This is a genomic window from Tenacibaculum sp. IMCC1 (assembly GCF_054906355.1).
This window is the reverse complement of record NZ_CM142818.1, coordinates 615,195-641,116: the sequence shown is the minus strand read 5'-3', so window position 1 is coordinate 641,116 and position 25,922 is coordinate 615,195. Positions and strand designations below refer to the sequence as shown.

Genomic DNA, 25,922 nt, shown 5'->3' with positions numbered 1-25,922 from the left:
ACTTAAATCAATGAAAAAAGCCTTAGTAATTTCAGGAGGAGGAAGTAAAGGAGCCTTTGCAGGCGGTGTTGCACAATACCTGATGAAAAATAAAAATAAAGATTACGACATGCTTTTAGGAACATCAACAGGTAGTTTGATGGTTTCGCATTTGGCTTTGGGTATGATTGATGAATTAAAAGAAATATATACATCGGTAGATCAAAAAGCTATTTTTAGTAACAGCCCGTTCAGAGTAAAATCGGTACATGGAGAAAAAGTGGTTTCTATACGACATAGAAACACGATTTGGAACTTTTTAAATGGTCGTAAAACTTTTGGTGAGAGTAAAAACTTACGAAAGCTTATAAGTAAAAGTGTTACTAAAGAAATGTACGACGAAATTAGAAGGCTGAATAAAGAGGTTGTAGTAACAGTATCCAATTTAACCGCGAATCAAATTGAGTACAAATCTATCTTAGAATGTGAATATGAAGATTTTTGCGATTGGATTTGGGGTTCGTGCAATTATGTGCCTTTTATGAGTTTACTGGAAAAAGATCATTGTCAGTATGCTGATGGTGGTTTTGGAAGTTTAATACCTATAAGAGAAGCTATAGCAAGAGGTGCGACGGAGGTGGATGCTATTATTTTAGCAACGGAGGTAACACAAATGAATAGATTGCCTGCTAAGAACCCTTTTTCGCTGATGATGGATACGTTTGATTTTATGTTGGAGAATGTTGAGCGACATAATATTACGATAGGAAAGCTTTCTGCGAAACAACATAATGTAAAGCTGAATTTATACTATACGCCAACGGTATTAACAACCAATTCGTTAGTTTTTGATAAAGAGAAAATGAAGAAATGGTGGAAGTCAGGCTATAAGTATGCGAAAAAGCTGAATGATGATAGAATGACAGAGTTTAGACCAGAGATGGTAGATAATCAAGAAATAGAGGAAGGAATAGAAAATAGTGAAGTATGAAGTTTGGAAAAGTAGCACAACCAGAGTTAATAGATTTTACATTACCTGAAACACACCCTAAAACAATAGAGCTATTAAACTCTTATGAAAAGAGTGGTAAACCTAATGTGTATGTGGGCTGTGCAAAATGGAATAAAGCAGATTTGAAAGGATTTTATCCGAGAGGAACTAAAGATGAATTGGAGTATTATTCGAAACAATTTAACTCTATAGAACTTAATGCTACTTTTTACCGACAGTTTCCTGCAGAACAGTTTGAAAAGTGGAAGGCTAAAACTCCTAAAAACTTTAAATTCTTTCCCAAGCTAGGGCAGGAGATAAGCCATTGGAAGCGTTTACAGGGCGTACAAGATGCGGTGAATGTTTATTTAGATAATGCCTCGCATTTACAAGAAAAGTTAGGTACCATCTTTTTACAGTTACATGCTAATTTTGGAAATAAAAACTTTGAAAGACTACAAAACTTTGTAGTAAGTTGGCCTAAAGGTATACCATTAGCTATAGAGGTTCGACATCCGGATTGGTTTGAAGACACAACGGTGTTTGAAGAGTTTACAAAGCTGTTTGAAGAACATAACATAGCTAATGTGTTAGTTGATACAGCAGGTAGAAGAGATATGATGCATATGCGCTTAACGAATAACGAAGCTTTTGTTCGTTATGTTGGCGCAAATCATCCGTCAGATTATACACGTTTGGATGATTGGGTGGTTCGTTTAAAAGAATGGAATGATTTAGGATTAGAGAATATTCACTTTTTTATCCATCAAAACTTAGAAGTAGAATCACCATTGTTGGCAGCCTACTTTATAAAAAAGCTAAATAAGGAGTTAGGAGTAGACTTAAAGATTCCTAATGAAGAGAATAACCAACAAATGAGTTTGTTGTAATTTGTCTTAAACTTCAGACAGTACTGTCTTTAATCACAAGACAATGGTGTCTAATGGTACCGTATGCTAGTGTCGTGTGTAATAAGATGGTAGGTTATTGAATAAATAGTATTAAAAAATCCAGCTGAGTAAGCTGGATTTTATTTTATATCGTTTTGTTCTTTATTTCAACTCCACATACATATTGTTATAATCAGGGCGCATCATATTTGAATTCCATGATGGAGAAAATTGAACTCCTTTTTTCATGGTAGGTACTCCTTTTGCTCCTGTAGTAATGTATTGAATGGTTCTTTGTAATAAAGGTTCGTTAGGGTCTCCTAAAATACCTAAGTTACCTGGATCTTCATCAATGATAACCTCAGGAATAAACCCTTCAGGAGCATTTTCACCATCTTTATTTTGAATTTCTAATACAATAGGTTGCATTGCCCAAGTATGACTCTTTAAGTTATCGCCATTACGAGTATAATCGTCAGAATCGTATAAGGTAATAGAACCAACATGCTTTCCGTAAGTTTGAGTTCCTACTAACTTTACATCAATATAAGGCTTTAGTGCATTGATAACTAATTCGGATGCAGAGGCAGAATCATCAGAAACTATAAAGTAAATAGTATTTAGGTTTAAGCTATTAATAGCTTCATCTAACACCACATTACCTTGTTGGTCCTTATTTAAAATCTGATTAGTAAAGTTATTGATTAATAAATCTAGGTTTGTTACCTCCATTACTTTATGATTCCATACTTGTTTCGCAAATAACTCATTGTTAAACTGTCCGGTAATCATACTTCCTAAATAAGTAGCTGTTTGTACAGAACCACCACCGTTATAACGTAAGTCGATGATTAAGTCGGTAAGACCTGCTGATTGAAACTTAGCAAATTCAGCATTTAACTCTCCATCAAAGTTTCTAGAGAATTGATTGTACATTAAATACCCAATGGTATGGCTACCATTAGTAATTACATTGGTAACTTTTACAGGGTTTTCTGTTACTTGAGATTTGGTAACTGTAATAGTTGTTCCGTTACTAACAGGCTTTCCTCCGTTATAATCAGCTAAATGAATAGTGAATGTATCATTATCTAATAAATCATTTACGTTGCTTCTGGTTATAGTTGTTCCGTTAATCTCAGTAATAATCATACCACGAGTAACTCCTTGTGCATCGGCATTAGAACCAGTAACAACATCGTATACATATATATAATAGCCTCCTGAACCATCAGCATAGTCAGCTCCTTCTAATTTCATCCCACTTGTAAGACGTATTCCCGCAAAAGATTCTTCTAATGCAATATAATCGTCTACAATCCATGAATAGGTTCTGTTAGGATCTTTAGGGTATTCATTAGGCATGTACAATAAACTGTAAAATAAATTAGTAGGATCGTCATATCCTGATAAATAACTATACAGTTCATTATCGTTATTAAAACGTCTGTCAGCTAAATCAGGGACTAAGTCTTGCCATAAGTAGTAAGCGTTTAAGCCTTTCCAAACAAAATTTTGAACCTCTATATTTTTAGGTGCATCGTCTTTTTCACTACATGAAACAAGTAGTATTGAAAATAAGACGATAAGGGATGCTTTAAGTAATTTCATAAGAGTATATTAGTTGTAACAACAACGCAATTTACTGAATAATATTATTTTTTTTATTATTGATGTAACAAACTTGAAACTGCGTCGTCGTAGATATGTAAACCTGTTAAATAAGACGCAATTGTTTTAATAGGCTTACAAAACTAATTAACCAAACCATGAACCAATCGGACTTTTTAAAAGTTGTATTACCATTTAAAGACAAAGTCTTTCGTTTAGCGAAGAGATTATTGGTTTCTACTGAAGAAGCTGAGGACGCTACACAAGAGCTGTACTTTAAATTGTGGAGAAATAAAGAGAAGCTCTCTAATTATAAAAATGTAGAGGCATTTGCAATGACAATGACAAAGAACTACTGTTATGACAGATTAAAGTCTAAACAAGCAAGTAATTTAACATTGGTTCATAGTAATTATAAAGAGAAAGATACTCCTTTAGAAAAGAGAGTAGAACATAACGACAGTGTAAACCGAGTACATGAGCTTATAGAGAAGTTACCAGAGCAGCAAAAAATAATCATACAATTAAGAGATATTGAACAATATGATTTTGATGAAATATGTAAAATGGTTGATATGAAACCGACAGCTGTAAGAGTAGCATTATCAAGAGCTAGAAAAGCAATAAGACAAGAATTAATAAAACAACACAACTATGGAGTTAGCTAACATAGAAAAGTTATTAGATAAATACCTAGACGCAGAAACAACATTGCAAGAAGAGCAAACGTTACAAGAGTATTTTACCTCAAACAACGTGGCACCGCATTTGCAAGAATATAGTATGATGTTTGGCTATTTTAAACAAAGTAAAGACGAAACCTTTACGAAAACCATTCAGTTAAAACCTGAGAAAACTAAGAAGAACTGGAAATGGTTATCAGTAGCAGCGTCAGTAGTCTTACTATTTAGTGTATTCATGGGCAATGAAGAGTACAAAAAGTATCAACAACGTAAACAGTTTGCACAAATTAAAGAAGCGTTGCAGCTAGTTTCAGTCAATTTAAACAAAGGAAACGATGCATTATATGCAGTTTCAAACAACCTAAAAAAAGGAAATGATGCTATTGAACAATTAGGAGCCTATGAAGAAACAGTAAACAAAGTAATAAACACAGTAAATTAATTAAGAAAGTAAAACCAAGTACTTATAAACCAAGAAAATCATGAAAAAAGTAATATTATTATTCGCATTCGTATTTATAGCTAATGTTAGTTTCGGGCAATCAATGTTCGATAAATTAGAAGACCTAGATGAGGTATCATCAGTGGTAGTAAATAAAGATGCTTTTGAGATTTTATCTAAATTCAAAGTAGAGTCAGAAGATAACGAAGCAATGGAGGTTTTTAAAATGATTCAAGACTTACAAGAATTAAAAGTATTTTCAACTGAAAGCGCAAAAGTGTCTGCTGAAATGGAAAGCATGGTAAAGTCTGCCATTAAAAAAAGTAATTTAATAGAGTTAATGCGTGTAAAAGACAAAGATTCTCGTGTTAAAATCTATGTAAAGTCTACAAAAAACAAAGACTTTGTAAGCGAAGTATTAATGTTTGTAAAAGACAAAAACTCTAATGGTAACTCACCAGAATCTGTAATAGTTTCGTTAACTGGTAATATCGACATCAACAAAATGTCAAAATTAGCAGAGACGTTTTCTAAAGACGGAAAGAAGAACAAATAAAAACAAATAAGGCAGCGTTAACAAATTAACGCTGCTTTTAATCAAAAACTAACAACAATGAAAAAACTATTTATATACTCAATGTTACTAGTAGCGTTTGTAACAGTTTCTTGTAAAACAGAATCTTTACAAAGCTATTTGGTAGAAAGCCAAGAAAAGGAAGGCTTTATTACGTTTGATGTACCCGCTAGTGTATTACAGTTAAGTATGGATAAGGCATCAGAAGAAGATAAGCAAGCTTATGAAAGTATTAAAAAAATAAACATAACAGGAGTTCCTTATAAGAACTTAGACGAAGCTAGTTATGAAGCAGAGAAAGAGAAGTTAAAATCAATCTTAAAAAAATCTAGCTATAAACAGTTAATGAAGTTTAAAAAAGATGGAGCGAATGCAGCAATTTACTACACAGGAGATGCTGATGCTATTGACGAAATCGTAGCTTTTGGTTACGGAAAAGAAATGGGAGTGGGAGTTGCACGAATTTTAGGAGAAAACATGAATGTTGGAAAGATTATGGAAATGATGCAAAAAGCTAAGATGGATGCAGGGAATTTAGATTTAAAGCAATTTAAAATGATTTTCGATGATAAACATCGTTCATCTGAAGAAACAGAATAAAAATTAGTATTGAAAATATAGAGAAGCCATCAGATCATCTGGTGGCTTTTTCTTTTTAACGGCTCATTAACAAGCCTCCCAATAGAATTTCATATTTTTGAACTCTAAACAAAAACATATGAAATTTAACAAACTCCTTGTTTTTATCGCTGTTTTCTTTACAGTAAGCTTATTTTCCCAATCAACTAAAGTATATAGAGCTGAAAGGGATAAAGTTCATAATTTAGTTCATACGAAGTTAAAAGTAGATTTTAACTTTCAAGAAAAAGAAATGAATGGGGAAGAATGGGTAACCTTAACACCTCATTTTTATGAAACAGATAAAGTTACGTTAGATGCTAAAGCAATGGTTATTCATAAAGTAACAATGAATAATCAACCACTAGAGTATAATTATGACGACTATGAGTTAATTATCAACTTACCTCGTACCTATAAGCGAAACGAAGAGTTTACACTATATATTAAATATACGGCACGACCAGAAAGGGTAAAACAAAAAGGAAGTGCTGCTATTACATCTGCAAAAGGATTGTACTTTATCAATCCAACAGGCTTTGATAAAAACAAACCAACTCAAATTTGGACGCAAGGTGAAACCGAAGCAAGTAGTTGTTGGTTTCCAACAATTGATGCTCCAAACCAAAAGACATCACAAGAAATTTATATGACTGTTCCGAAAAAGTATGTAACGCTTTCTAACGGGAAATTAGAAAAGCAAACTACCAATGCTGATGGAACTCGTACCGATTATTGGAATTTTACTCAAAAACATGCACCATATCTGTTTTTTATGGGAGTAGGAGAGTATGAGATTATTAAAGATAAATACAAAGAAATTCCTGTAGATTATTATGTAGAGAAGGAATATGCTCCGTATGCAAAAGATATTTTTGGAAATACACCAGAAATGTTGGCTTTCTTCTCAAAAATTACAGGAATAGAATATCCATGGAATAAATATGCACAAATTGTAGGACGTGATTATGTAAGTGGAGCAATGGAGAATACTACGGCTGTAATTCATGGGGAAAGAGCGTATCAAACACCAGGACAATTAATTGATGAAAACGTACAAGAAAACACAATTGCACATGAAGTTTTTCATCATTGGTTTGGTGATTTAGTAACTACCGAAAGTTGGAGTAACTTAACTGTAAACGAGAGTTTTGCTAATTACAGCGAGTATTTATGGTTAGAGCATAAATATGGAAAAGATGAAGCTGACGCGCATTTGTTTGAAGATATTGAAGGTTATAAAAACGGACAAAACTTTGATAAGCATTTAGTTCGTTTTTATTACGATGATAAAGAAGATATGTTTGATGCGGTTAGTTATAACAAAGGAGGCGCTATTTTACATATGTTGCGTAATTATTTAGGAGACGAAGCTTTTTACGAAGGATTGAATACGTATTTAACAGATAATAAGTACGGAACAGGAGAAGCACATCAATTACGTTTAGCATTTGAAAAAGTAAGTGGAAAAGACTTAAACTGGTTTTTCAATCAGTGGTATTTTAACAGCGGACACCCGAAGTTATCTATTTCTTATGACTTTAATAAACTAAGAAAAACAGTAACCGTAAATATTATTCAATCTCAAATGAATGAATTTAAGTTCCCGTTTACAATTGATGTTTTCGAAGGAAGTAAAAGGACACGACATAATGTATTTGTTGAGGGTAGAGATGCCTCTTTTACTTTTCCTTTTACCAAGCATCCAGATTTAATTCAGGTAAATGCAGACGGGGTATTGTTGTGCGATATTAACGAAAATAAAGTATTGAGTGATTATATACATCAATTAAAATATGCTCAAAACTACGTACATAAAAGAGAAGCTTTGTTAGAAGTAGTAAAACTCCAAGATGATAAAAAAGCGTTTAATGCTGTTGCAGATGCTCTGAATAATGACTTTTATAAGATCAGAATTTTAGCCTTGGAGAACATTAATTTAATCAATAAATATTCAAAAAAGAATGTGATTGATCAAATTATGAAAATAGCTCAAAACGATCCAAAAACGTTGGTACAAGCTGCGGCAATTGAAACGTTAGGAAAGTTAACAGATCCAGCATTAAAACCGGTATTTGAAAAAGGTTTAGAAAGTAAATCATATTCTGTGTTAGGAAAGTCGTTGGTAGGAATGTATTATATCGATAAGCAGTTAGCCATTCAAAAATCAAAAACCTTGCCTTTAGCAGTTAAAAAGATTATTGCAACACCATTAACGCGTATTTATTTAGAAGAAAACGATGATGAAGAGTTAAGTTTCATAGCAAGTAATGTAATGTCTGGAATGTTTTTAAGTCCAAACAAGAAAATTCAATCATTGTATAAAAAAGCATTTGATAAGATTGGAAAAAGTAATAATACAGAGGCTATTCAAAACCTATCAGACGATATTGTAGCAAAAGGACTTCAATACAAACAATATAACTTTGATCAGGTAGGAGTTAACTTGTTACGTCAAATGGCTCAAATGCAAAAAACTAACAAGCCATCAAATAAAGAAAAGCATCTTAAAGTTATTCAAATAGCTATGGCGAAGCTACTTGAATAAATAGTATAGTTTCATAAAGTTTAAGTTAAAAAGAATACTTAGTTTTGGCACAATAATTGAATTTTCTTGCGAAACTTAAACTTTATGAGAAAAACTACTTTACTACTTGTTTTATCAGTGCTAGTACTAGCATCTTGTAGTAGTGTAAAAACTACTGAAAAGGCACTTAATTCTGGTAACTATGAGAAGGCAATTTCATTATCTATTGAAAAATTAGCTAAGAATAAAACCAAAGAAAAGAATCAACCTCATGTGCTAATGCTTCAGGAAGCTTTTAGAAAAGCAACAGATAGAGATTTAGATAGAATTTCTTTTTTAGAAAAAGAGCAAAACCCTGAAAACTTTGAAACAATTTATACATTGTATCAACGTCTTAACAACAGACAAGAGCGAATAAAACCATTATTGCCATTACGAATTTTATCTTCTGGTAGAAATGCCAAGTTTAAACTTGTTAATTATACTGATGAAATTCTTGCGGCAAAAGAAAACTATGCTGGTTACTTGTACGAAAATGGTGTAGCCTTGCTAAATGAAGGATATAGAAATAAAATTAACTATAGAAGAGCTTTTGATGAATTAAGACACTTGGACAATATTAGTCCTAATTATAGAGATACAAGAAACTTAATAGAAGAAGCACATGCTAAAGGAATTGATTATGTACATGTTTCTGTTAGAAATAGAACAGATCAAATAATTCCAAAAAGATTAGAAAGAGATTTATTAGCGATTGATACGTATGGATTGAATGATTTATGGACACAATATCACGCTAAAAAGGATAGAAATATTCGTTATGATTTTGATTTAGAGTTAGATTTTACAGATATTTTAATTTCTCCTGAACAAGTACACGAAAAAGAAGTTATTAAAGAACGACGTATAAAAGATGGTTTTAAGTATTTAAGAGATAATAACGGAAACTATGTAAAAGACAGTTTAGGAAACAAAATAAAAGTAGATAAGTTTAAAAGAATACGTTGTAACTTTTATAAGTTTACACAATTTAAGAGTAGTAAAGTTACAGGTGTTGTAAAATATATTGACAATAGAACAAATCAGTTATTACATCGTTTTCCTATACAAAGTGAGTTTATTTTTGAACATATTTATGCTGATTATGATGGAGACAGAAGAGCTTTGGATAAATCGTTTATAGATTTACTCGATGAAACTTCGGTAGCGTTTCCTTCTAACGAACAAATGGTATACGATACAGGAACCGACTTAAAACAGAAACTCAAACATATTATCACACGAAATAAGTTTAGAAATTAAGACATCGTCATTCCAAATCCCGTTTCCGAAACTTCGGAACGGGATGAAGGAATCTTTTTGAAATGATGAGATAGCCACGTCGCTTATTTCGATCTTTCAGTTTATCTTGAGCGAAGTCGAAAGACTCAATAACCTCCTCGCTATGACGTTCATTATTTAGTCGTATTTTTACAACGATGGACTTATTCTCACAATTTGACGATGCTCCTAAAAACTTACTTCCAAAAGATGGAACAGTAAATTACTACGGTATTGTTCTACCAAAAGAGGAAGCAGATCATTATTACGAAGCTTTATTAAATTCCATTGAATGGCGTAACGACGAAGCTATTATTTTTGGAAAACGCATGGTAACCAAACGAAAAGTAGCTTGGTATGCCGAACAGCCTTTTGAATATTCCTACTCAAACATTACCAAAACAGCCTTACCGTTTACGAAAAAACTATTAGCGTTAAAAGAATTAGTGGAAAAGGAAACTGGAGAAACCTATAACTCTTGCTTATTGAATTTATACCACGATGGTTCTGAAGGAATGGCATGGCATAGTGACGGAGAAAAAGATTTAAAAAAGAACGGAGCGATTGCGTCGTTGAGTTTTGGAGCAGAAAGACGTTTTGGTTTTAAACACAAACAGACGAAAGAAACGGTGTACAAAGTATTAGAACATGGTTCGTTATTGGTCATGAAGGACGAAACCCAAACCCATTGGTTACACCGGTTACCACCTACAAAAAAAGTCCACCGACCACGAGTAAACTTAACGTTTAGAACGATTGTGAGGTAGGGGTATATAATAGTAAATAGTTTACTTTTATTTTCTTTAATATTTAGTCAATTTTTTCCAAAAGGAATTGATTATTACCTAAAACGGTTAAGTAGAACTTAGGAGGCATTCCCTTTTTCCAAAAAGCAAAATTATTTTCAATAAGCCACTTTCCGATTCATTTATCTCTAAATTCCGGACAATCTTTCCAAAAACCACTTGTTATTTTTACCTTAAAGAAGCTGGAGTTTTCGATAGATAAATTAATTTCAGAGATGTTTTCTTCAAAAAAATCACGTCCTTTTACACCAACTCTAATTCCATATCCGTTTCCTTGTTGGTTATGTTTACCATCATTCCAAGCACTTACTGTTAATTTTTTCATTTAGATAATTTAAGTTCGAAAGTTTTATATTGAAAACTAATTCAAATATTGGTAGAATATAAAATAAAAAGAATAATTAAATTAAGTGTTTTTAGTTGTTGTTATTCCATGTAATTTTAAAACACCATTTTTAAATTCATATATTAATTCTTCAAAGTTTATATTTTCTATTAGTTGTTTTTCTTTTTCTTCTATTTCAAAACTCACCTTGGTTATCCAAGTATTAGAAATATTAGAAAAATCAGATTCAATCATTTTTTCATCTGATTCAATTTCAATTTCATAGTTTTCTGTTAATAGAATTATTTTTGCTCCTTTAGAAGTTTTTAAGTCTATTCTACTTAATAAAGTTGAATTCATGAATAAATAACCATTTAACTCCTGAAAACTTATCCAAAATTGCCCTTCTTTTGACTCAGCAATTTTAACACCAGAAATGTTTTTAATCTTTTCTTCAGTGTAGGTATCAACATGCAACCTTCGCATAGCTCTCATATTACCAAGAGCGGCTAATATCTTATCTTTTGTTTTTAAAATATTCATAGAGTAATTTTTACTTCAATATTAATAATAATTAACTTGTTCAAGTGTATAAGTCTGTTTTTGTAATTCATTAATCATAATTCGAAAAACTACTCCACTTCCTTATAAAAAGTCAATTCGTATTCTGGTAACAAATTAGGGTGCGTAATTTTTATCAAATCTTTTAATACCAAATCTGGTCGTACAGGAGAGAGTTCAAAGTAAATTAAACCACCTGTTTCTCCTTTGTTGTGTCCAATAGAAAAAATCTTGTTATTGGTAAAGGCATCAAATTCTTTGTAATGAATGTTTGCGGTAGTTAACTGTTCTTTGGTAGCATACAAGCCACAGTTAAACCAAAAATCAGCGTGTTGTGCTTTTTCCAATACACTTTCAAAACTTAGAGGTAAGCTACCTGTTCCTTTCGTGTCTTTCCATAAGTAATTTAAGTTTGCATCGTTGTAAAACGTGGCAATAAAGCTTTCACCCGCAGGAACATTCCAAACATCTTTAAACATACTTCCAGATAAAATGGTTGGCTGTTTATCGCTGTTTTTAGCAATTTCTTTCGCTTTAAGGTATTCCTTTTCTATGTTGTTGAAAATACTGTTTGCTTCCTTTTCTTTTCCGTATAAAGCCCCAAAAAACTTAATCCATTCTGCTCTTCCTAACGGAGTTTCTTCCAGCCAATCTCCATTAAAAATCACAGGAATCCCTGTTTTTTTGATGTTTTGGTATAGTTTCGTATTTGGATGAAGTGCAAAACCAACAACCAATTCAGGCTCAATATCAATCAACTTTTCTGTATTCATATCTTGTTCCAAGCCTAATTCAACAATCTTACCTTCGTCAATTCTATTTCTTGTTCTTTTTGAAGAAACATATTTGGTATGCGGAAAACCAACAATAGTATTTTCAGCATTCAAAAGTTCTAACATCGGAATATGTGTAGTACTGGTAACCACCATTTTTTCGATAGGAACTTTAATTTCATTTTTAGAAAGGTCGGTTTTATCGGTAAGCGTATAAGAATATAGGTCGTGAGAGCTTTGAAAAGCTTTTTTAATCACTAATTTTTTCACTTCGTTTTCTAAGATAATATCAAACCCTTTGGCATATTTTACAGTGCTTTTAGCAGGTTTCTTTTCGGTAGTTTTTTTAGTTTCTTGCTTGCACTGTGCCAACAGAAGGAATAAAGAAAAAATAAGTAAATAACGTTTCATAGTAAGATGTTTTTATAAGTGGAAGGTTAGAGTATCTCCGTAATTTAGTTTTAATTCAAATGATTTTTCCAACGGAATTTCATTCATATACGCCCAAAGGCTTCTCATTACACCAGCATGGGTAACAAGCACAACTTTTTGATGATTTTTGGTTGTTAATTCGGTTAAAAAATTGGTAGTTCTCTTGTGTAAATCGATATAAGATTCTCCGTTTTTAGCAGGAGTTTTTACAAAATCATTCATCCAAATATCGAGTTCTTTTTTATCAATATCGTTCCATTTTTGTAGCTCCCAATCACCAAAATTGAGTTCTTTCAATCGGTTGTCAAAAATTACGTTAGCTGAAAGTTTTTTAGCTAAAAGTTTACAGCGTTTTAGGGGACTGCTGTAATACGTTACATCAGCATCGTTAACAGGAACTTTTTTTAGAATACTGCTCACTTCTTCTTCAAAAGTTGTGGTAACGTTAATATCTGCCTGACCATAACATATACCTTTGGAAATATCAGGCGTTGTGTGTCGTACTAAAATAACTTCCATAAGGCGAGCAGGCTTAGATAAAAAACAATTTCAGATACTTGTTGCAAAGCACCAGCGCAATCTCCTGTTTGACCACCAATCCATTTTTTAAAAAAGTGCCCCATATAAAAATAGGTGAGCAATAATGGAAGTAATACTAAAAATACCGTTGGTTTTTGAAAGAAAAATAAGGGAACTACTCCGAAAATAGCTGATATGAGTAGCGATTTACTACTCATTTGTTTGGTGGTTGGTTTTATTTTAGAACTGTCAATATCTCTTACATAGTCATGTGTATATAATAAAACCGTAGCGATAAATCGGCTAATACTATGTCCTGAGATAATTACTAAAATTAAATCAATGGATAGGTTTTGTAAATGATATAGAGCTAAAAACTTTATAGCTAGGATAAAGACCAAACCGCTTACTCCGAAAGTTCCGAGTCTGGAATCTTTCATAATGGTTAAAATCTTTTCTTTGGTCCATCCGCCGCCAAAACCATCACAAACATCGGCAAATCCATCTTCATGAAAAGCTCCTGTAATCCAAATAGAACTAATCATACTAATTACAATCGCAATATCCGTAGGAAAAATATAAGAAGAAGCAAAATAGGTTAGTGCCGAAATGCTTCCCACTACAATACCTACTAAAGAAAAATAACGACTGCTTTTGTTGAGTATTTCAGGAGAATGATTTACCCATTTAGGACACGGAATGCGTGTGAAAAACAATACAGCAGTTAAAAAATAATGGATTTGTCTTTTTATCATAACTAAGCTTCGCTAACATTGGCACTTTTAAAAGTCGCCATTTCGTTTAAAAAGTTTACACTCGATTGAATAATAGGAAAGGCAACTGCACAACCTGTTCCTTCCCCTAAACGTAAGCCTAAATTTAAAAGCGGTTCAGCATTTAAGAAGGCTAACATTTTTTGATGCCCTTGTTCTCCTGAATTATGACAAAAAATACAATAGTCCAGAATATCAGATTCCATGGCATGCCCCGCTAATAGGGCAGCAGTCACAATAAAACCATCAATAAGTAAAGTCATTTTTAAAGAAGCAGCTTCTAACATGGCTCCACACATCATTACAATTTCAAATCCGCCAAAAGCAGTTAAGGCTTCTATAGGAGTTGAAATAGAATCGGCGTGTAACTTATAAACTTCACATAATGTGTCGACTTTTGTTTGTAGTCCTTTGTCATCCACTCCAGTACCTCTACCCACACAGTTTTCAATAGGTGTATTGGTAAAATAACTCATTAACAAAGCCGCAGATGATGTGTTGCTAATCCCCATTTCACCAAAACCAATAACATTGCAACCTTCGCTATACACCTTTCTTACCAATTGTCTTCCTTTTTCTAAAGCTTCTTGGCATTGTTCTAGCGTCATGGCTTTGGTAGTGCTATAATCTTGTGTCCCTTTTGCTATTTTGGCATTGGTAAGTTGTGGATGCTCTTCAAAATCAGCATTTACACCAGCATCTATAATGTTTAAATGAATGTTATTCTGTTTACAAAACACATTAATAGCAGCACCTCCTTGCAAAAAGTTAAACACCATTTGTTGCGTAACCTCTTGTGGGTACGGACTCACTTTTCCTGTGGTAGCAATTCCATGATCTCCTGCAAAAACCATAATAGTAGGTTTTGAGAGTACAGGTGTAGTGGTATTTTGAATTAAACCAATTTGCATGGCGATTTTTTCTAAACTCCCTAAAGCACCAATTGGCTTGGTTTTGAAGTTGATTTCTTCTTGAAGTTCGTTCTGTAAATCTTTTGATAGGGGAGTTATTGTTGTTGTCATGTGTTATTTTAAAGTTAAAGGAAGTCCAGATACCATAAAAGTAGCTTTATCAGCTAGTTTAGCTATGTGTTGGTTCGTCCAGCCTTGTAGTTGTGTAAATTTTCTACCAGATTCGGAGTTGGCATGTAATCCCATACCAATTTCATTGGAAATGATGATAATATTGGCATCAATTTCTACCAGTTTATTGATTTCTTCTTTGGCGATTTCTAATGCTTTTTCAATATCATATTTTGTGTCTACAAAGAAGTTCGTTAGCCACAGCGTTACACAATCGATAACCACCGTTTGTTTTTCAGCAATCACGTTGCTTAACCATTTTTCCTCTTCAACAGTGGTCCAGCGTTCATCTCTATCAGCAACATGTCTGTCAACTCGTTGCTGAAAATTGTCATCCCAAATACGAGAAGTGGCTAGGTAAATAGGGGTGTCAGATAAAGATTCGGCTAGCTTTTGAGCATAGCTACTTTTACCTGAGCGTTCACCTCCTGAGATATAATATATCATGAAATCGTATTTTATATTGACACAAAGATTGGAAAGATTTTTAATAAAAAACAAATTAAAATAGAGAACTGTTTATTTTTGCTGAACTAAAACCACGAATTATGACAGTATCTTCTTTTATGCCAGCAGTAACCCAAATGATTTATGACATGGGCTTACAGAACTATTTAAACGGAATTACTTTTGAGTGTCCAGAAGTAGCTTTACAAGAAAAAGAAGTAGCTGTTCGATATAAGTTGGAAGGAAAAGTGTTAACGAGTAAAGAAATAACGGCTATTTTTTCTAAAACCAAGGCAGAAGGAAAGACCTTGTATTATGTGGATGAACCTGTTTTGGAAAGTATCGCACCCGACATTGTTTTTACACAAGATGTATGTGATGTTTGCCAGATAGATACAGAATCTGTGGCAAAATCGGCGTATAAATTGCCTAAGGTTCCAGAATTAATATCTATTACTCCCAATTCCTTAGAAGACGTTTTTGAGAATGCGTTAACTATTGCAAAAGCTATGAAGCAGGAAGCGGTAGGAGAGGCGTATGTGAGTGGATTGAAAAAACGTATTTATGATATTGTGGATGTACAACGTGAACACAGAATCCAGTCGAAAAGTGTGATGTTGTTAGAGTGGGTTGATCCGTTGTTTAACTGTGGGCACTGGATTCCTCATCAAATAGGTTTTGCTGGAGGAATTGATTTGTTATCGCATCCATCAGGAGATAGTATTGTAATTTCTTGGGATAAAATAGTAAAATACGATCCAGAGGTATTGATTATTGCTCCTTGCGGATACGGAATTGATAGAACACTTGAAGACATGAAGTTTTTAGAAGAGAGAGAAGAATGGACGTCTTTAAGAGCGGTAAAAAATAAACAAGTATATATTGCCGACTTTGCCATGTTTACACAATCTTCTGCTGGTACTTTGGTGGAAGGAATTGAATGTTTGGCAAAAATGATTCATCCAGCTTATTATACCCTTCCAGAAAACTTACAAACAAAATTCGCAAATTATCATGATTTGATGGTTGCTAATTTATAAGAATACTATACATTTGCCGTGATTTTTGGTTTTTCTTTAATCATCTGTTAAAGAGAATTAAAAGGGAATTCGGTGCAAAACCGAAGCTGTTCCCGCAACTGTAAGCTATTAAGCTTGTAACAAATACTCAAACCACTGTTTTTTTAATGGGAAGGTATGTTACAAGACGCAAGCCAGGAGACCTGCCAATTATTATAATTTAATTAAAACTTTCGGGATAAAAGTTTAATGTATAATGAAGAAAATAACAATAATATTTATACTGTTTTTTACAACTAATCTTTTTTCTCAAAAAGATACTATAACTGTAAATAAATTAAAAGAGGTAATAGTTAACGGGAAGAGAAATGTAGAAAAAAAACGCATTGCTACAAAAGAATTAAAGATTGGAGTTAAAGAACAAACAAAAAACCCTATCAACTTAACAAACCTTCTACGATATAATAGTCCAATAGCTTTTAGAGATTATGGAAATGGAGGTGTGAGTACCGCTCGTTTTAGAGGAACATCGGCTTCAAATACGTTGGTTTTATGGAATGGTATTCCCATTAATGCTGTAGGAAGCGGACAAACAGATTTTAATTCATTATCTGCAAGCTTGAATGATAATATCATTGTTCAAAGTGGAGGAAATAGTGCTGAATATGGTTCTGGTGCCATTGGTGGTACGGTACACTTGAAAGATGAATTGTTGTTTAAAGAGCATCAAAAATTTCAATTATTTACTTCTTACGGAAGTTACAATACAACGTCTAATTTTTTTAAAAGCTCAGTAGGAACAGATAAGTGGAGTATAAAATTAGCTTCTACGTTTAATTATTCCGATAATGATTACACATATATTGATGAGCGGTATAAAGATGATTATGGAAACCTACTAACTAATGAAAATGGTAATTACAAAAACTACGGAATTAATTTTGTCATAGGTTATAAGTTTAGTCCTGTAAACTCTTTAACATTTTATTCGACTGCTTACTACGGAAATCGTTTGTTTTCTGATGGATTGCCGAACCCGTCTGCTGGAAGTGAACGAAATGAAGATTTTAATCAAAGAAACTTACTACAGTGGAAATATGCATTTTCTTCTCAGTTTAAACAAGAACTAAACTTAGCTTACCTAACGCAGGAATATAGGTATTACGGAAATAAAGACGCTGAAAATTATAGATTTGGTAAATCTAAAACTGCTTTATTAAATCACTCTTTAACTTATAAACCATCTAATGTTTTATCGTTTAATTACAAAACTATGTATGAAAACATTAATGGTGAGAATACAGATATTAATACCAAAAAAAGAAATTCTGTAGCGTTTGTAGGTAGTGTTAAATATCAGCCTATTGAAAAATTAATAACGAATTTACAAGTTAGAAAAGAAATTAATTCAGATTTTAATGTGCCTCTGTCTTTATTCGTAGGAGGAGAATATAGATTAGCTAATCAATTAAACATTCTAGCCAATTTTTCAACAAATTATCGAGTTCCTACTTATAATGAAATGTATTGGCCTATAGTAGGAAACCTAAATTTAATACCTGAAAGCTCAAAACAAGGGGAGTTAGGAGTTTCTTTTAAAAAGAAAAACTTAAACATAACATCTACATTATTTTATATCTATATTAATGATAAAATTCTTTGGTTGCCAACAGGAGGTAGTAATTTATGGAGACCAAGAAACGTAAACGATGTAATAAATAAGGGTGTAGAAACTTTTGTAAGTTATAAGAAAGAGATAGGGGAGCATATTATTGATTTTTCTTCTAACTATACATTTACTTTGGCAGAAAACACAGAAACAAAAAAAACACTTCCTTATGCACCTGGGCATTTGTTAAATTTTAACATCAATTATAATTATAAAAGGTTTAACTTTTTTATACAGAGCTTACATCAAAGTAAGGTATATACTAATGAAACAAACTTAGATTTTTACTCATTAGATCCTGTGAATGTTCAAAATGCAGGAGTAAATTTTAACTTATCCACAAAACAAACAAAGCTTCCAACCATAGGGTTTACGCTAAATAATATATTTAATAAAGTGTATTATTTCTCAAATTTACGTCCTATGCCAGGAACAAATTTTAATATCAATTTAAATTATAAATTTTAAACCAATGAAAATAACAAAACTACTTTTACAGCTTTTTTTAGTAAGTATAGTTCTTACTTCTTGTTCTAGTGAGGACAAAATAGTTGAAGTAATTAGAGACAAGTACGATAATGGTGTTATTGTAAGTGCGGAAGGTGTATTTAAAAACAAAGATGGATCTATTTCTTATGTGAATAAAGAGTTGACTGAATCTCAAAACTTTATCTACGCAGGTAAGAATGGAGCTTTGTTAGGAGGGTTAATTCAATCAATAGCTTTTTCTGAGACAGAAGCTTATATTATTTTAAATGATGTGAATACAATTGTAGTTGTTGATCGATATACTTTTGAAAAAAAGGGGCAAATTACTACAGATTTAAAAAACCCAAGATATATGACTATTGTAAATGGAAAAGGATATGTAACAAATTGGGGTGAAACACAGTGGGGAAATGATATTGATGATGATTATGTAACAGTTATTAACTTAAATACGTTAGAGGTTGATTCTAAAATTGATGTTGAAATAGGTCCAGAACAAATACTAAATAAAGACAATAAGCTGTATATTTCACATAAAGGAGCCTATGGTTCAAATAATATTGTTTCTGTAATAGATTTAAATAATAACAATACTATTTCAACCATAACAGTGGATGATCATCCTGATGAAATGGCTTTTGATACTGCAGGAAATTTAATTGTTTTATCTGAAGGTAAACCAGTTTATAACTCAAGCTGGGAGGTTATTGACAGAACTACGTCTTCTATTTCCTTTATTAATTTATCTAACAATGAGGTTATAAAGAGTATTGATTTTCCAGCAAAAGAGAATGCAAGTTTAATGGCATATGAAAATGGAAAAATACATTATTATAAAGGAAAAGATGAAAAAGTATACTCAATAAATGAAGAAGATACAGCTTTAGCAACAGAAGGAGTTGAAGTAGGAGGAATATATGGAATGAACGTTAAGGATAATAACCTTTACACTGTTAGCTATGAATTTCCAAATTCTGAGCTATCTAACTTAACTGTTTATGATTTAAACACAGAAGCTAAAGTATACAAAACTAAAGTAGGAGTAGGAGCTTCAAAAATTTATTTTAATTAAGTCGTCCCCTAGAAAAGGGAAATATTGCTATGAATAAGCTCACCAATTTGGTGAGCTTGTTTTTTATAAAAACTTTTCTTGTATTTCTTTAGAAGGAACCATACAGGCATCTTTTTTACCAAACCATTTATAGCGATTTTTAGCAATGTAATCGTATACTAAGTTTCTAAAACTCTCTGGAAATATCAAAAAAAATTGCGTTAATTTCCAAACTCCACCAAAAGCATTCATAATTTTTAGCGCAGCTGTAGATTTAATATCATAAGCAACATTTGGCTCGTATAAAATAATAGAATCAACCTTGGAAGTGTCTATCCCTAAATATTGTGTTATTTTTTTTCCTATATCCGATTGAAGAGAAGTAAAAACAAACTGATTTTTAACATCATATTTTATAACTTTTAGCACACTATCGTTGCAAAAATTACAGACACCATCAAATAAAATCACTTTTTTATTACTAGGTAAATTGTTCATATTTAATTTTTTTCAAAAAATTAAGTGTTAACTTGTAACATAAATCAAAATTAAGCGTCTTGTAAGAAAGTAAATAATGATTTAACAATAATTTATTAGTAGATTAGAAGAATTAGTATTTATTTTTTACTTAAAAATTAACTAACACTATGATTCGAATAGAAAATCTTCACAAATCTTATCCTATAGGAAAAGACTCACTTCATGTTTTAAAAGGATTAGATTTACATATAAAAGAAGGCGAATTTGTATCAATTATGGGGTCTTCAGGATCAGGAAAATCTACCTTATTAAATATTGTAGGTTTATTAGATACACATGATGAAGGAAACTATTACTTAAACGGACAGTTGATAGAAAACTTAAATGAAAAGAAAGCTGCAGTATTACGTAATAAGTTTTTAGGATTCGTTTTTCAGTCATTCAATTTGATTTCTTATAAAACAGCTTTAGAAAATGTAGCATTACCATTATACTATAAAGGAGTTGGCAGAAAAGAACGATTAGAAATAGCCTTAGAATATCTTGAAAAAGTAGGGTTAAAAGAATGGGCTAATCACTTACCAAATGAACTTTCTGGAGGTCAAAAGCAACGTGTAGCAATTGCAAGAGCTTTAGCTACCAAGCCAAAAGTTGTATTAGCAGATGAACCAACAGGAGCGTTAGATTCTACAACAACCGATTCGGTAATGGATTTATTAAAAGAAATTAACGATGAAGGTATGACTGTTTTTGTAATTACACACGAAGAAGAAGTAGCAGAACAAACTAATAGAGTTGTTCGGTTAAAAGATGGTGTTATTATTAGCGATGAGTTAACAAAAACAGCAACGAATAAAGCAAAAGCAATTTAATTATGTTTGATTTAGATCGCTGGAGAGAAATATTTCAAAGTATTGGTAAAAATAAGCTGCGTTCGGTTTTATCAGGATTTACGGTAGCTTTTGCAATTTTATTGTTTACACTATTATTTGGAATTGTATCTGGATTACAAAATCAGTTTAAAACAGCTTTTGTAGACGATGCAACCAATGCTATGTTTGTAAGAGTGTGGAAAACCTCTAAGCCTTACAAAGGGTTACAAACAGGAAGAAGAATTCAGTTAAAAAATAAGGATTTTGATTATGTTAAAGATGAATATGAAAACAAGATTCAACATTTAACAGCAAGAATATACAAGAGTGTAAATATAACTTATAAGAACAATCAAAATAATTATCAATTACGAGCTGTACACCCAGATCATCAATTTTTAGAAAAAACAATTATTGATGAAGGAAGGTATATTAACGAGTTAGATTTAAAAAATAATGCAAAGGTTATTATTATTGGTCGTCTTGTTAAACAAGATTTATTTGGAGAAAAACCAGCTTTAGGAAAAAGAGTAAATGTTGATGGTATTTCATATAAAGTAGTCGGAATATTTTCAGATAAAGGAGGAGATAATGAAGAACGATTAACCTACATGCCTGTAACAACAGCACAAAAACTATACGGAAATAACGATTATATCAGTCAAATTAATATAGGGTATAATCCAGATTTAAATTTAGATCAGGCTATTACGTTTGGTAATCGACTAGAAAGAGATTTACGTAAAAAGTTAGACATTCACCCTGATGACCAAAGTGCTTTATCCGTAAGAAATATGGCAGAAGCAAACAAAGGAATCAACCAATTTATGTTTGCGTTGTACTTTATTGTCATATTTGTAGGCTCTGGAACTTTAATAGCAGGAATTATTGGTATTAGTAATATTATGATTTTTGTTATTAAAGAGCGTACAAAAGAATTCGGAATTCGTAAGGCTTTAGGAGCAAAACCTGCATCAATTATTGGTATGGTAATTCAAGAGTCTATTTTAATAACAACCATAGCAGGGTACTTAGGTTTAAGTTTAGGAACCTATATTTTAAGTGCTATTGGAGATAGTTTAGAAAAATACTTTATAAAAGACCCAAGTGTAAGTCCGGGAATTGTAATAGGAGCTACTATTATTTTAATCTTATCAGGATTAATAGCAGGGTATTTACCAGCAAAAAAGGCAGCACAAATTAAACCAATTGTAGCACTAAGAGCAGACTAATTATGAAGTTTTTATTTGATTCAGACACTTGGCAAGAAATTTACGGAAGTATTCGTAAAAATAAATTAAGAACAGGTATTACCATTGTAGGGGTACTATGGGGAATTTTCATATTAGTAGTCTTATTAGGAGCTGCTCGTGGTATGGAAAATAACTTTAAAAGAATTTTTGGAGATTTTGCTACCAACAGTGTTTTTTTATGGACACAGAGAACAGACATGCCTTTTAAAGGGTTTCAAAAAGGAAGAAGATTTGATTTAACATTTAAAGATATTGAAGTTCTTGAAAAAGAATATAGTAATGAAATAAAGTTATTGGCGCCTAGAAATCAAACTAATGGTACTGTTGTTAAAGATTTTAAATCAGGTGATTTTCAGGTTAGTGGAGATTATCCCGTTTTAGATCGTGTACAAAAGAAAGATTTGATCTATGGAAGATTTCTCAATCAGAATGATATAAAGAACAACTCTAAAGTTTGTGTTATTTCGGAAGATATGTACAAACAACTCTTTGATAAAAAAGAAGTACCTATTGGGCAGTATGTAAAAATTAGTAACGTTAATTACAAAGTTGTAGGTGTATATAAACCTTCAAATACTATAGATATTGATGGAGATACAGCTTACATTCCATTTACAACCTTTCAAAAAGTATACAACACATCTAATAAAGTAGATTGGATGATGATTACAGCTAATGAAGGAGTAGATATCAAGCAGATGGAAAAAGATATTTTGTTAACCTTAAAAAACTTGCATAAAGTACACCCAGAAGATAAAAGAGCTTTTGGAAGTGTAAATTTAGGAGACCAAATAGATAAATTAATGGGCTTTTTAACAGGAATGCAGTTTTTAACATGGTTTGTTGGGATTGCAACCTTAATAGCAGGAGTTTTTGCCATTGGTAACATTTTATTAATTACCGTAAAAGAGCGTACGAAAGAAATTGGAATTAGACGAGCTTTAGGAGCAACTCCAATAAGTATTAAAAGACAAATAGTATTAGAGTCAGTGTTTTTAACCACTGTGGCAGGAATGCTAGGAATTATTTTTGGAGGACTTGTTCTATTCCTATTAGATCTTTTAGTAGGAGGAGGAGACGATCCAACATTAGTAAATCCAACCGTAAATATACCCATAGTAATGCTAGCCTTTTCAATCCTAGTAATTTTAGGAACTTTAATAGGATTAATACCAGCATATATGGCAACAGTAGTAAAACCAATCGAAGCATTAAGAGAAGAATAAAAAAAGAAATAATCAATTAATCATGAGCAAAAGAGCAAAAATTATCTTAGGAATAGTAGCACTATTATTTGTAGTCATCCTAATTTGGTTAGGAAAGAAAAATCAAAAAAGTGTGGTAACCTATGAAACAGAGAAACCATTCAGAACTACAATTGTTAAAAAAGCAGTAGCTACAGGAAAAGTTGTTCCTTTAGAAGAAGTTGAAATAAAACCTCAAATAGCAGGAATTATAGATAAAATAGTTGTTGAAGAAGGAGCAATAGTGAAAGCAGGTGATTTGTTAGCAACGGTAAGAGTAGTACCTAACGAACAATCGTTACAAAGTGCCAGAGGAATGATTAACTCTATACAAATTAGACTAAACAATGCAAAAACGCAATATGATAGAAATAAAAACTTATTCGACAAAGGCGTAATTTCTAGTCAAGATTTTGAAGCATCGCAATTATCATACAATCAAGCAAAAAATGACTTAAGAAATGCTCAAAACGATTATCAAATAATTAAGAAAGGATCTGTAGGTTCTGCCGGAGCTAATACAAATATTAGAGCGACAACCTCTGGTATGGTTGTAGAAATTCCTGTAAAAAAAGGATATCAAGTTATTCAATCAAATAACTTTAATGAAGGTACAACCATAGCAACAATAGCTGATATGGAGAAAATGATTTTTGAAGGTAAAGTAGATGAATCAGAAGTAGGAAAATTAGTAAAAGGATCAAACATTGAAGTTTCATTAGGAGCCATTGAAAATAAAAAATTCCCAGCAATATTAAACTTTATAGCACCAAAAGGAACAGAAGAAAATGGTGCTGTACAGTTTAAAATTAAAGCAGATGTAAAACTTGATGATAATTATTTTGTAAGAGCAGGATACAGTGCGAATGCAGATATAGTATTAGAGAAAAAAGATAGTGTTTTATCTATTAAAGAATCGTTATTACGTTTTGATAAGAAAACAGAAGAGCCTTATGTAGAAATAAAAAAGGGAGATGAGGAGTTTGAAAAGCGTGAGTTAAAACTAGGAGTTTCAGACGGAGTAAATATTGAAGTTTTAGAAGGAGTTACTGCTTCTGATGAAATTAAAATCTGGAACAAAGCATCAAAAGACGATGAGAAAAAAGATTAATCATATTTAAATTATTGATTTACAGTATTAAAGCAGTTCTTTTAGGAGCTGCTTTTTTACTTTTAAGGAATAAAATAACACACTCATATCTAAAAAGGTGTCATTTAAGGAAGTTAAAACTAAAAAGGCTTTTTTGTTCTAGATATTTGAAGTGCTCAAAGTAAAAATGAGCATTTAATTTAATTTTTTGGGGAAAATTAAATTATTCTTTAAGGGGTAAAAGCAGCTTTTAAAAGCTGCTTTTTTTTAAGAAATATTATTAACCTTTATAAAAAGGTAACTTCACTACTTTAGCAGGAATTTGTTTTTTACGAACTTGGATAAAAATATCACTATCAACTTTAGAGTTTTCAATAGTAACATATCCTAATCCAATTCCTTTTCCTAATGATGGACTCATCGTTCCTGAAGTAACACGACCAATATTGTTTCCATCGGTATCAACAATTTCGTAATCATGACGAGGAACACCACGCTCAGTTAATTCAAATGCAACTAATTTACGAGTAACACCCGCTTCTTTTTGAGCTTTTAAAGCTTCAGCATTTACAAAGTCTTTCGTAAACTTAGTAATCCATCCTAAGCCAGCTTCTAAAGGAGAGGTCGTATCGTCAATATCGTTACCATATAAGCAATATCCCATTTCTAAACGTAAAGTATCACGAGCAGCCAAACCAATAGGCTTAATTCCCCAATCTTTACCAGCTTCAAAAACCTTGTTCCAAAGTTGTTCAACATCTTCATTTTTTACATATACTTCAAATCCACCAGAACCAGTATATCCAGTAGCAGAAACTACTACATTCGGAATTCCAGCAAAATCAGTGATTTCAAAAGTATAGAATTTAATATTCGATAAATCAACTGAAGTTAACGATTGCATTGCTTCTGCAGCTTTAGGACCTTGAATAGCCAATAACGACCAATCTTCAGAACGATTTTCCATTTCAACATTCAAATCGTTGTGTTGAGAAATCCAGTTCCAATCTTTTTCAATATTAGAAGCGTTTACTACCAACATATACTCATTTTCAGCAATCATGTAAATAATTAAATCATCTACAATTCCTCCATCAGCATTCGGCATACAGCTGTACTGTGCTTTTCCAGGAACTAATTTAGAAGCGTCGTTAGAAGATATTTTTTGAATTAAAGCCAAAGCGTTTTCTCCTTTTAAAAAGAACTCTCCCATATGGCTTACATCAAAAACACCAACTCCTTTTCTAACAGTTTCGTGTTCAGCAGTTACTCCTTCGTATTGTACAGGCATATTATAACCTGCAAAAGGAACCATTTTTGCTCCCAAAGCCTCATGTACATGTGATAAAGCTGTATTTTTCATGTGTTTGTTTTTTATTGTTTTTGTAACCTTTTAACGAAT

At 32.0% G+C, this 25,922-nt stretch carries 26 protein-coding genes and 1 riboswitch; of the genes, 16 read left to right on the top strand and 10 right to left on the bottom strand.

Annotation, left to right across the window (positions count from 1 at the left end; all coding sequences use genetic code 11):
- Positions 1 to 10 precede the first annotated feature (10 nt).
- Positions 11 to 970, top strand: coding sequence for a patatin-like phospholipase family protein (locus tag ACXIHB_RS03085; RefSeq protein WP_125344893.1), 960 nt, complete (start codon positions 11 to 13; stop codon positions 968 to 970).
- Positions 967 to 1,860: a DUF72 domain-containing protein gene (locus ACXIHB_RS03080; protein WP_462098865.1), complete on the top strand. Its 894-nt coding sequence runs from the start codon at positions 967 to 969 to the stop codon at positions 1,858 to 1,860. Before ACXIHB_RS03085 ends, ACXIHB_RS03080 begins: the two co-directional genes overlap by 4 nt.
- 162 nt (positions 1,861 to 2,022) lie before the next feature.
- Here ACXIHB_RS03080 and ACXIHB_RS03075 read toward each other — a convergent pair whose 3' ends face one another.
- A complete protein-coding gene (locus ACXIHB_RS03075) occupies positions 2,023 to 3,471 on the bottom strand; it encodes a S41 family peptidase (protein ID WP_462098864.1) in 1,449 nt (482 codons plus the stop codon).
- A gap of 158 nt (positions 3,472 to 3,629) precedes the next feature.
- Here ACXIHB_RS03075 and ACXIHB_RS03070 point away from each other — a divergent pair, with 158 nt between their 5' ends.
- The 7 genes from ACXIHB_RS03070 to ACXIHB_RS03040 all read left to right on the top strand — a co-directional run bounded on the left by ACXIHB_RS03070 (position 3,630) and on the right by ACXIHB_RS03040 (position 10,402).
- Positions 3,630 to 4,139: an RNA polymerase sigma factor gene (locus tag ACXIHB_RS03070; RefSeq protein ID WP_462098863.1), complete on the top strand. Its 510-nt coding sequence runs from the start codon at positions 3,630 to 3,632 to the stop codon at positions 4,137 to 4,139.
- Positions 4,126 to 4,596 (top strand): hypothetical protein, encoded by a 471-nt coding sequence (locus tag ACXIHB_RS03065; RefSeq protein WP_047788703.1) that lies wholly within the window; start codon positions 4,126 to 4,128, stop codon positions 4,594 to 4,596. Before ACXIHB_RS03070 ends, ACXIHB_RS03065 begins: the two co-directional genes overlap by 14 nt.
- Positions 4,597 to 4,636: 40 nt before the next feature.
- Positions 4,637 to 5,152, top strand: coding sequence for a DUF4252 domain-containing protein (locus tag ACXIHB_RS03060; RefSeq protein WP_047788704.1), 516 nt, complete (start codon positions 4,637 to 4,639; stop codon positions 5,150 to 5,152).
- 57 nt (positions 5,153 to 5,209) lie between these two features.
- Positions 5,210 to 5,770 (top strand): DUF4252 domain-containing protein, encoded by a 561-nt coding sequence (locus ACXIHB_RS03055; protein ID WP_125344897.1) that lies wholly within the window; start codon positions 5,210 to 5,212, stop codon positions 5,768 to 5,770.
- Between the two features lie 118 nt (positions 5,771 to 5,888).
- Complete coding sequence (locus tag ACXIHB_RS03050) at positions 5,889 to 8,336, top strand: M1 family aminopeptidase (RefSeq protein ID WP_462098862.1); 2,448 nt, start codon at positions 5,889 to 5,891, stop codon at positions 8,334 to 8,336.
- An 84-nt stretch (positions 8,337 to 8,420) separates the two neighbouring features.
- A complete protein-coding gene (locus ACXIHB_RS03045) occupies positions 8,421 to 9,617 on the top strand; it encodes a hypothetical protein (protein ID WP_073183889.1) in 1,197 nt (398 codons plus the stop codon).
- 176 nt (positions 9,618 to 9,793) lie between these two features.
- Complete coding sequence (locus ACXIHB_RS03040) at positions 9,794 to 10,402, top strand: alpha-ketoglutarate-dependent dioxygenase AlkB family protein (RefSeq protein ID WP_462098861.1); 609 nt, start codon at positions 9,794 to 9,796, stop codon at positions 10,400 to 10,402.
- 157 nt (positions 10,403 to 10,559) lie between these two features.
- Here ACXIHB_RS03040 and ACXIHB_RS03035 read toward each other — a convergent pair whose 3' ends face one another.
- From ACXIHB_RS03035 to ACXIHB_RS03005, 7 genes are all read right to left on the bottom strand, one after another.
- Complete coding sequence (locus tag ACXIHB_RS03035; protein ID WP_462098860.1) at positions 10,560 to 10,766, bottom strand: hypothetical protein; 207 nt, start codon at positions 10,764 to 10,766, stop codon at positions 10,560 to 10,562.
- Between the two features lie 81 nt (positions 10,767 to 10,847).
- The gene (locus ACXIHB_RS03030) at positions 10,848 to 11,309 is read right to left on the bottom strand and encodes a hypothetical protein (protein WP_047788710.1); all 462 of its coding nucleotides are present in this window, start codon (positions 11,307 to 11,309) and stop codon (positions 10,848 to 10,850) included.
- Between the two features lie 89 nt (positions 11,310 to 11,398).
- Complete coding sequence (locus ACXIHB_RS03025) at positions 11,399 to 12,511, bottom strand: ABC transporter substrate-binding protein (protein ID WP_462098859.1); 1,113 nt, start codon at positions 12,509 to 12,511, stop codon at positions 11,399 to 11,401.
- 12 nt (positions 12,512 to 12,523) lie between these two features.
- Complete coding sequence (gene cobC, locus ACXIHB_RS03020) at positions 12,524 to 13,051, bottom strand: alpha-ribazole phosphatase (protein WP_047788712.1); 528 nt, start codon at positions 13,049 to 13,051, stop codon at positions 12,524 to 12,526.
- Positions 13,036 to 13,806: an adenosylcobinamide-GDP ribazoletransferase gene (locus ACXIHB_RS03015; RefSeq protein ID WP_462098858.1), complete on the bottom strand. Its 771-nt coding sequence runs from the start codon at positions 13,804 to 13,806 to the stop codon at positions 13,036 to 13,038. The genes cobC and ACXIHB_RS03015 overlap by 16 nt, the downstream gene beginning before the upstream one ends.
- 2 nt (positions 13,807 to 13,808) lie before the next feature.
- Positions 13,809 to 14,846, bottom strand: a complete 1,038-nt coding sequence (gene cobT / locus ACXIHB_RS03010) for a nicotinate-nucleotide--dimethylbenzimidazole phosphoribosyltransferase (RefSeq protein ID WP_462098857.1) — start codon at positions 14,844 to 14,846, stop codon at positions 13,809 to 13,811.
- A 3-nt stretch (positions 14,847 to 14,849) separates the two neighbouring features.
- Positions 14,850 to 15,353 (bottom strand): bifunctional adenosylcobinamide kinase/adenosylcobinamide-phosphate guanylyltransferase, encoded by a 504-nt coding sequence (locus ACXIHB_RS03005; RefSeq protein WP_462098856.1) that lies wholly within the window; start codon positions 15,351 to 15,353, stop codon positions 14,850 to 14,852.
- Between the two features lie 101 nt (positions 15,354 to 15,454).
- Between ACXIHB_RS03005 and ACXIHB_RS03000 the strand changes: the two genes are divergently transcribed.
- From ACXIHB_RS03000 to ACXIHB_RS02990, 3 genes are all read left to right on the top strand, one after another.
- Positions 15,455 to 16,393, top strand: coding sequence for an ABC transporter substrate-binding protein (locus ACXIHB_RS03000; RefSeq protein WP_462098855.1), 939 nt, complete (start codon positions 15,455 to 15,457; stop codon positions 16,391 to 16,393).
- Positions 16,394 to 16,402: 9 nt separating this feature from the next.
- Positions 16,403 to 16,597: riboswitch (cobalamin riboswitch) on the top strand.
- A 31-nt stretch (positions 16,598 to 16,628) separates the two neighbouring features.
- Entirely contained in the window at positions 16,629 to 18,509 is a 1,881-nt protein-coding gene (locus ACXIHB_RS02995; RefSeq protein ID WP_462098854.1) for a TonB-dependent receptor plug domain-containing protein, read from the top strand.
- Between the two features lie 4 nt (positions 18,510 to 18,513).
- A complete protein-coding gene (locus tag ACXIHB_RS02990; protein ID WP_462098853.1) occupies positions 18,514 to 19,602 on the top strand; it encodes a YncE family protein in 1,089 nt (362 codons plus the stop codon).
- A 63-nt stretch (positions 19,603 to 19,665) separates the two neighbouring features.
- Here the strand turns inward: ACXIHB_RS02990 and ACXIHB_RS02985 are convergent, their stop codons facing one another.
- A complete protein-coding gene (locus ACXIHB_RS02985) occupies positions 19,666 to 20,079 on the bottom strand; it encodes a thiol-disulfide oxidoreductase DCC family protein (protein WP_394420973.1) in 414 nt (137 codons plus the stop codon).
- Positions 20,080 to 20,228: 149 nt separating this feature from the next.
- Between ACXIHB_RS02985 and ACXIHB_RS02980 the strand changes: the two genes are divergently transcribed.
- From ACXIHB_RS02980 to ACXIHB_RS02965, 4 genes are read left to right on the top strand one after another with little or no spacing between them, the layout of a single operon-like run.
- Positions 20,229 to 20,933 carry an ABC transporter ATP-binding protein gene (locus ACXIHB_RS02980; RefSeq protein ID WP_073183911.1) on the top strand — a complete coding sequence of 235 codons (705 nt, stop codon included), beginning with the start codon at positions 20,229 to 20,231 and terminating at the stop codon, positions 20,931 to 20,933.
- Positions 20,934 to 20,935: 2 nt separating this feature from the next.
- Positions 20,936 to 22,165 carry an ABC transporter permease gene (locus ACXIHB_RS02975; RefSeq protein WP_167713780.1) on the top strand — a complete coding sequence of 410 codons (1,230 nt, stop codon included), beginning with the start codon at positions 20,936 to 20,938 and terminating at the stop codon, positions 22,163 to 22,165.
- A 2-nt stretch (positions 22,166 to 22,167) separates the two neighbouring features.
- Positions 22,168 to 23,412: an ABC transporter permease gene (locus ACXIHB_RS02970; protein ID WP_159491010.1), complete on the top strand. Its 1,245-nt coding sequence runs from the start codon at positions 22,168 to 22,170 to the stop codon at positions 23,410 to 23,412.
- 22 nt (positions 23,413 to 23,434) lie between these two features.
- Positions 23,435 to 24,541, top strand: a complete 1,107-nt coding sequence (locus tag ACXIHB_RS02965) for an efflux RND transporter periplasmic adaptor subunit (protein WP_047788721.1) — start codon at positions 23,435 to 23,437, stop codon at positions 24,539 to 24,541.
- 259 nt (positions 24,542 to 24,800) lie between these two features.
- Here the strand turns inward: ACXIHB_RS02965 and gcvT are convergent, their stop codons facing one another.
- The gene (gene gcvT / locus ACXIHB_RS02960) at positions 24,801 to 25,883 is read right to left on the bottom strand and encodes a glycine cleavage system aminomethyltransferase GcvT (RefSeq protein ID WP_073183917.1); all 1,083 of its coding nucleotides are present in this window, start codon (positions 25,881 to 25,883) and stop codon (positions 24,801 to 24,803) included.
- Between the last annotated feature and the right edge of the window lie 39 nt (positions 25,884 to 25,922).

What these genes read in the sequence shown, in the direction of transcription:
- ACXIHB_RS03085 (WP_125344893.1), top strand. Translation starts at nt 11, where the DNA reads ATGAAAAAAGCCTTAGTAATTTCAGGAGGAGGAAGTAAAGGAGCCTTT.
- ACXIHB_RS03080 (WP_462098865.1), top strand. Translation starts at nt 967, where the DNA reads ATGAAGTTTGGAAAAGTAGCACAACCAGAGTTAATAGATTTTACATTA.
- ACXIHB_RS03075 (WP_462098864.1), bottom strand. Translation starts at nt 3,471, where the DNA reads ATGAAATTACTTAAAGCATCCCTTATCGTCTTATTTTCAATACTACTT.
- ACXIHB_RS03070 (WP_462098863.1), top strand. Translation starts at nt 3,630, where the DNA reads ATGAACCAATCGGACTTTTTAAAAGTTGTATTACCATTTAAAGACAAA.
- ACXIHB_RS03065 (WP_047788703.1), top strand. Translation starts at nt 4,126, where the DNA reads ATGGAGTTAGCTAACATAGAAAAGTTATTAGATAAATACCTAGACGCA.
- ACXIHB_RS03060 (WP_047788704.1), top strand. Translation starts at nt 4,637, where the DNA reads ATGAAAAAAGTAATATTATTATTCGCATTCGTATTTATAGCTAATGTT.
- ACXIHB_RS03055 (WP_125344897.1), top strand. Translation starts at nt 5,210, where the DNA reads ATGAAAAAACTATTTATATACTCAATGTTACTAGTAGCGTTTGTAACA.
- ACXIHB_RS03050 (WP_462098862.1), top strand. Translation starts at nt 5,889, where the DNA reads ATGAAATTTAACAAACTCCTTGTTTTTATCGCTGTTTTCTTTACAGTA.
- ACXIHB_RS03045 (WP_073183889.1), top strand. Translation starts at nt 8,421, where the DNA reads ATGAGAAAAACTACTTTACTACTTGTTTTATCAGTGCTAGTACTAGCA.
- ACXIHB_RS03040 (WP_462098861.1), top strand. Translation starts at nt 9,794, where the DNA reads ATGGACTTATTCTCACAATTTGACGATGCTCCTAAAAACTTACTTCCA.
- ACXIHB_RS03035 (WP_462098860.1), bottom strand. Translation starts at nt 10,766, where the DNA reads ATGAAAAAATTAACAGTAAGTGCTTGGAATGATGGTAAACATAACCAA.
- ACXIHB_RS03030 (WP_047788710.1), bottom strand. Translation starts at nt 11,309, where the DNA reads ATGAATATTTTAAAAACAAAAGATAAGATATTAGCCGCTCTTGGTAAT.
- ACXIHB_RS03025 (WP_462098859.1), bottom strand. Translation starts at nt 12,511, where the DNA reads ATGAAACGTTATTTACTTATTTTTTCTTTATTCCTTCTGTTGGCACAG.
- cobC (WP_047788712.1), bottom strand. Translation starts at nt 13,051, where the DNA reads ATGGAAGTTATTTTAGTACGACACACAACGCCTGATATTTCCAAAGGT.
- ACXIHB_RS03015 (WP_462098858.1), bottom strand. Translation starts at nt 13,806, where the DNA reads ATGATAAAAAGACAAATCCATTATTTTTTAACTGCTGTATTGTTTTTC.
- cobT (WP_462098857.1), bottom strand. Translation starts at nt 14,846, where the DNA reads ATGACAACAACAATAACTCCCCTATCAAAAGATTTACAGAACGAACTT.
- ACXIHB_RS03005 (WP_462098856.1), bottom strand. Translation starts at nt 15,353, where the DNA reads ATGATATATTATATCTCAGGAGGTGAACGCTCAGGTAAAAGTAGCTAT.
- ACXIHB_RS03000 (WP_462098855.1), top strand. Translation starts at nt 15,455, where the DNA reads ATGACAGTATCTTCTTTTATGCCAGCAGTAACCCAAATGATTTATGAC.
- ACXIHB_RS02995 (WP_462098854.1), top strand. Translation starts at nt 16,629, where the DNA reads ATGAAGAAAATAACAATAATATTTATACTGTTTTTTACAACTAATCTT.
- ACXIHB_RS02990 (WP_462098853.1), top strand. Translation starts at nt 18,514, where the DNA reads ATGAAAATAACAAAACTACTTTTACAGCTTTTTTTAGTAAGTATAGTT.
- ACXIHB_RS02985 (WP_394420973.1), bottom strand. Translation starts at nt 20,079, where the DNA reads ATGAACAATTTACCTAGTAATAAAAAAGTGATTTTATTTGATGGTGTC.
- ACXIHB_RS02980 (WP_073183911.1), top strand. Translation starts at nt 20,229, where the DNA reads ATGATTCGAATAGAAAATCTTCACAAATCTTATCCTATAGGAAAAGAC.
- ACXIHB_RS02975 (WP_167713780.1), top strand. Translation starts at nt 20,936, where the DNA reads ATGTTTGATTTAGATCGCTGGAGAGAAATATTTCAAAGTATTGGTAAA.
- ACXIHB_RS02970 (WP_159491010.1), top strand. Translation starts at nt 22,168, where the DNA reads ATGAAGTTTTTATTTGATTCAGACACTTGGCAAGAAATTTACGGAAGT.
- ACXIHB_RS02965 (WP_047788721.1), top strand. Translation starts at nt 23,435, where the DNA reads ATGAGCAAAAGAGCAAAAATTATCTTAGGAATAGTAGCACTATTATTT.
- gcvT (WP_073183917.1), bottom strand. Translation starts at nt 25,883, where the DNA reads ATGAAAAATACAGCTTTATCACATGTACATGAGGCTTTGGGAGCAAAA.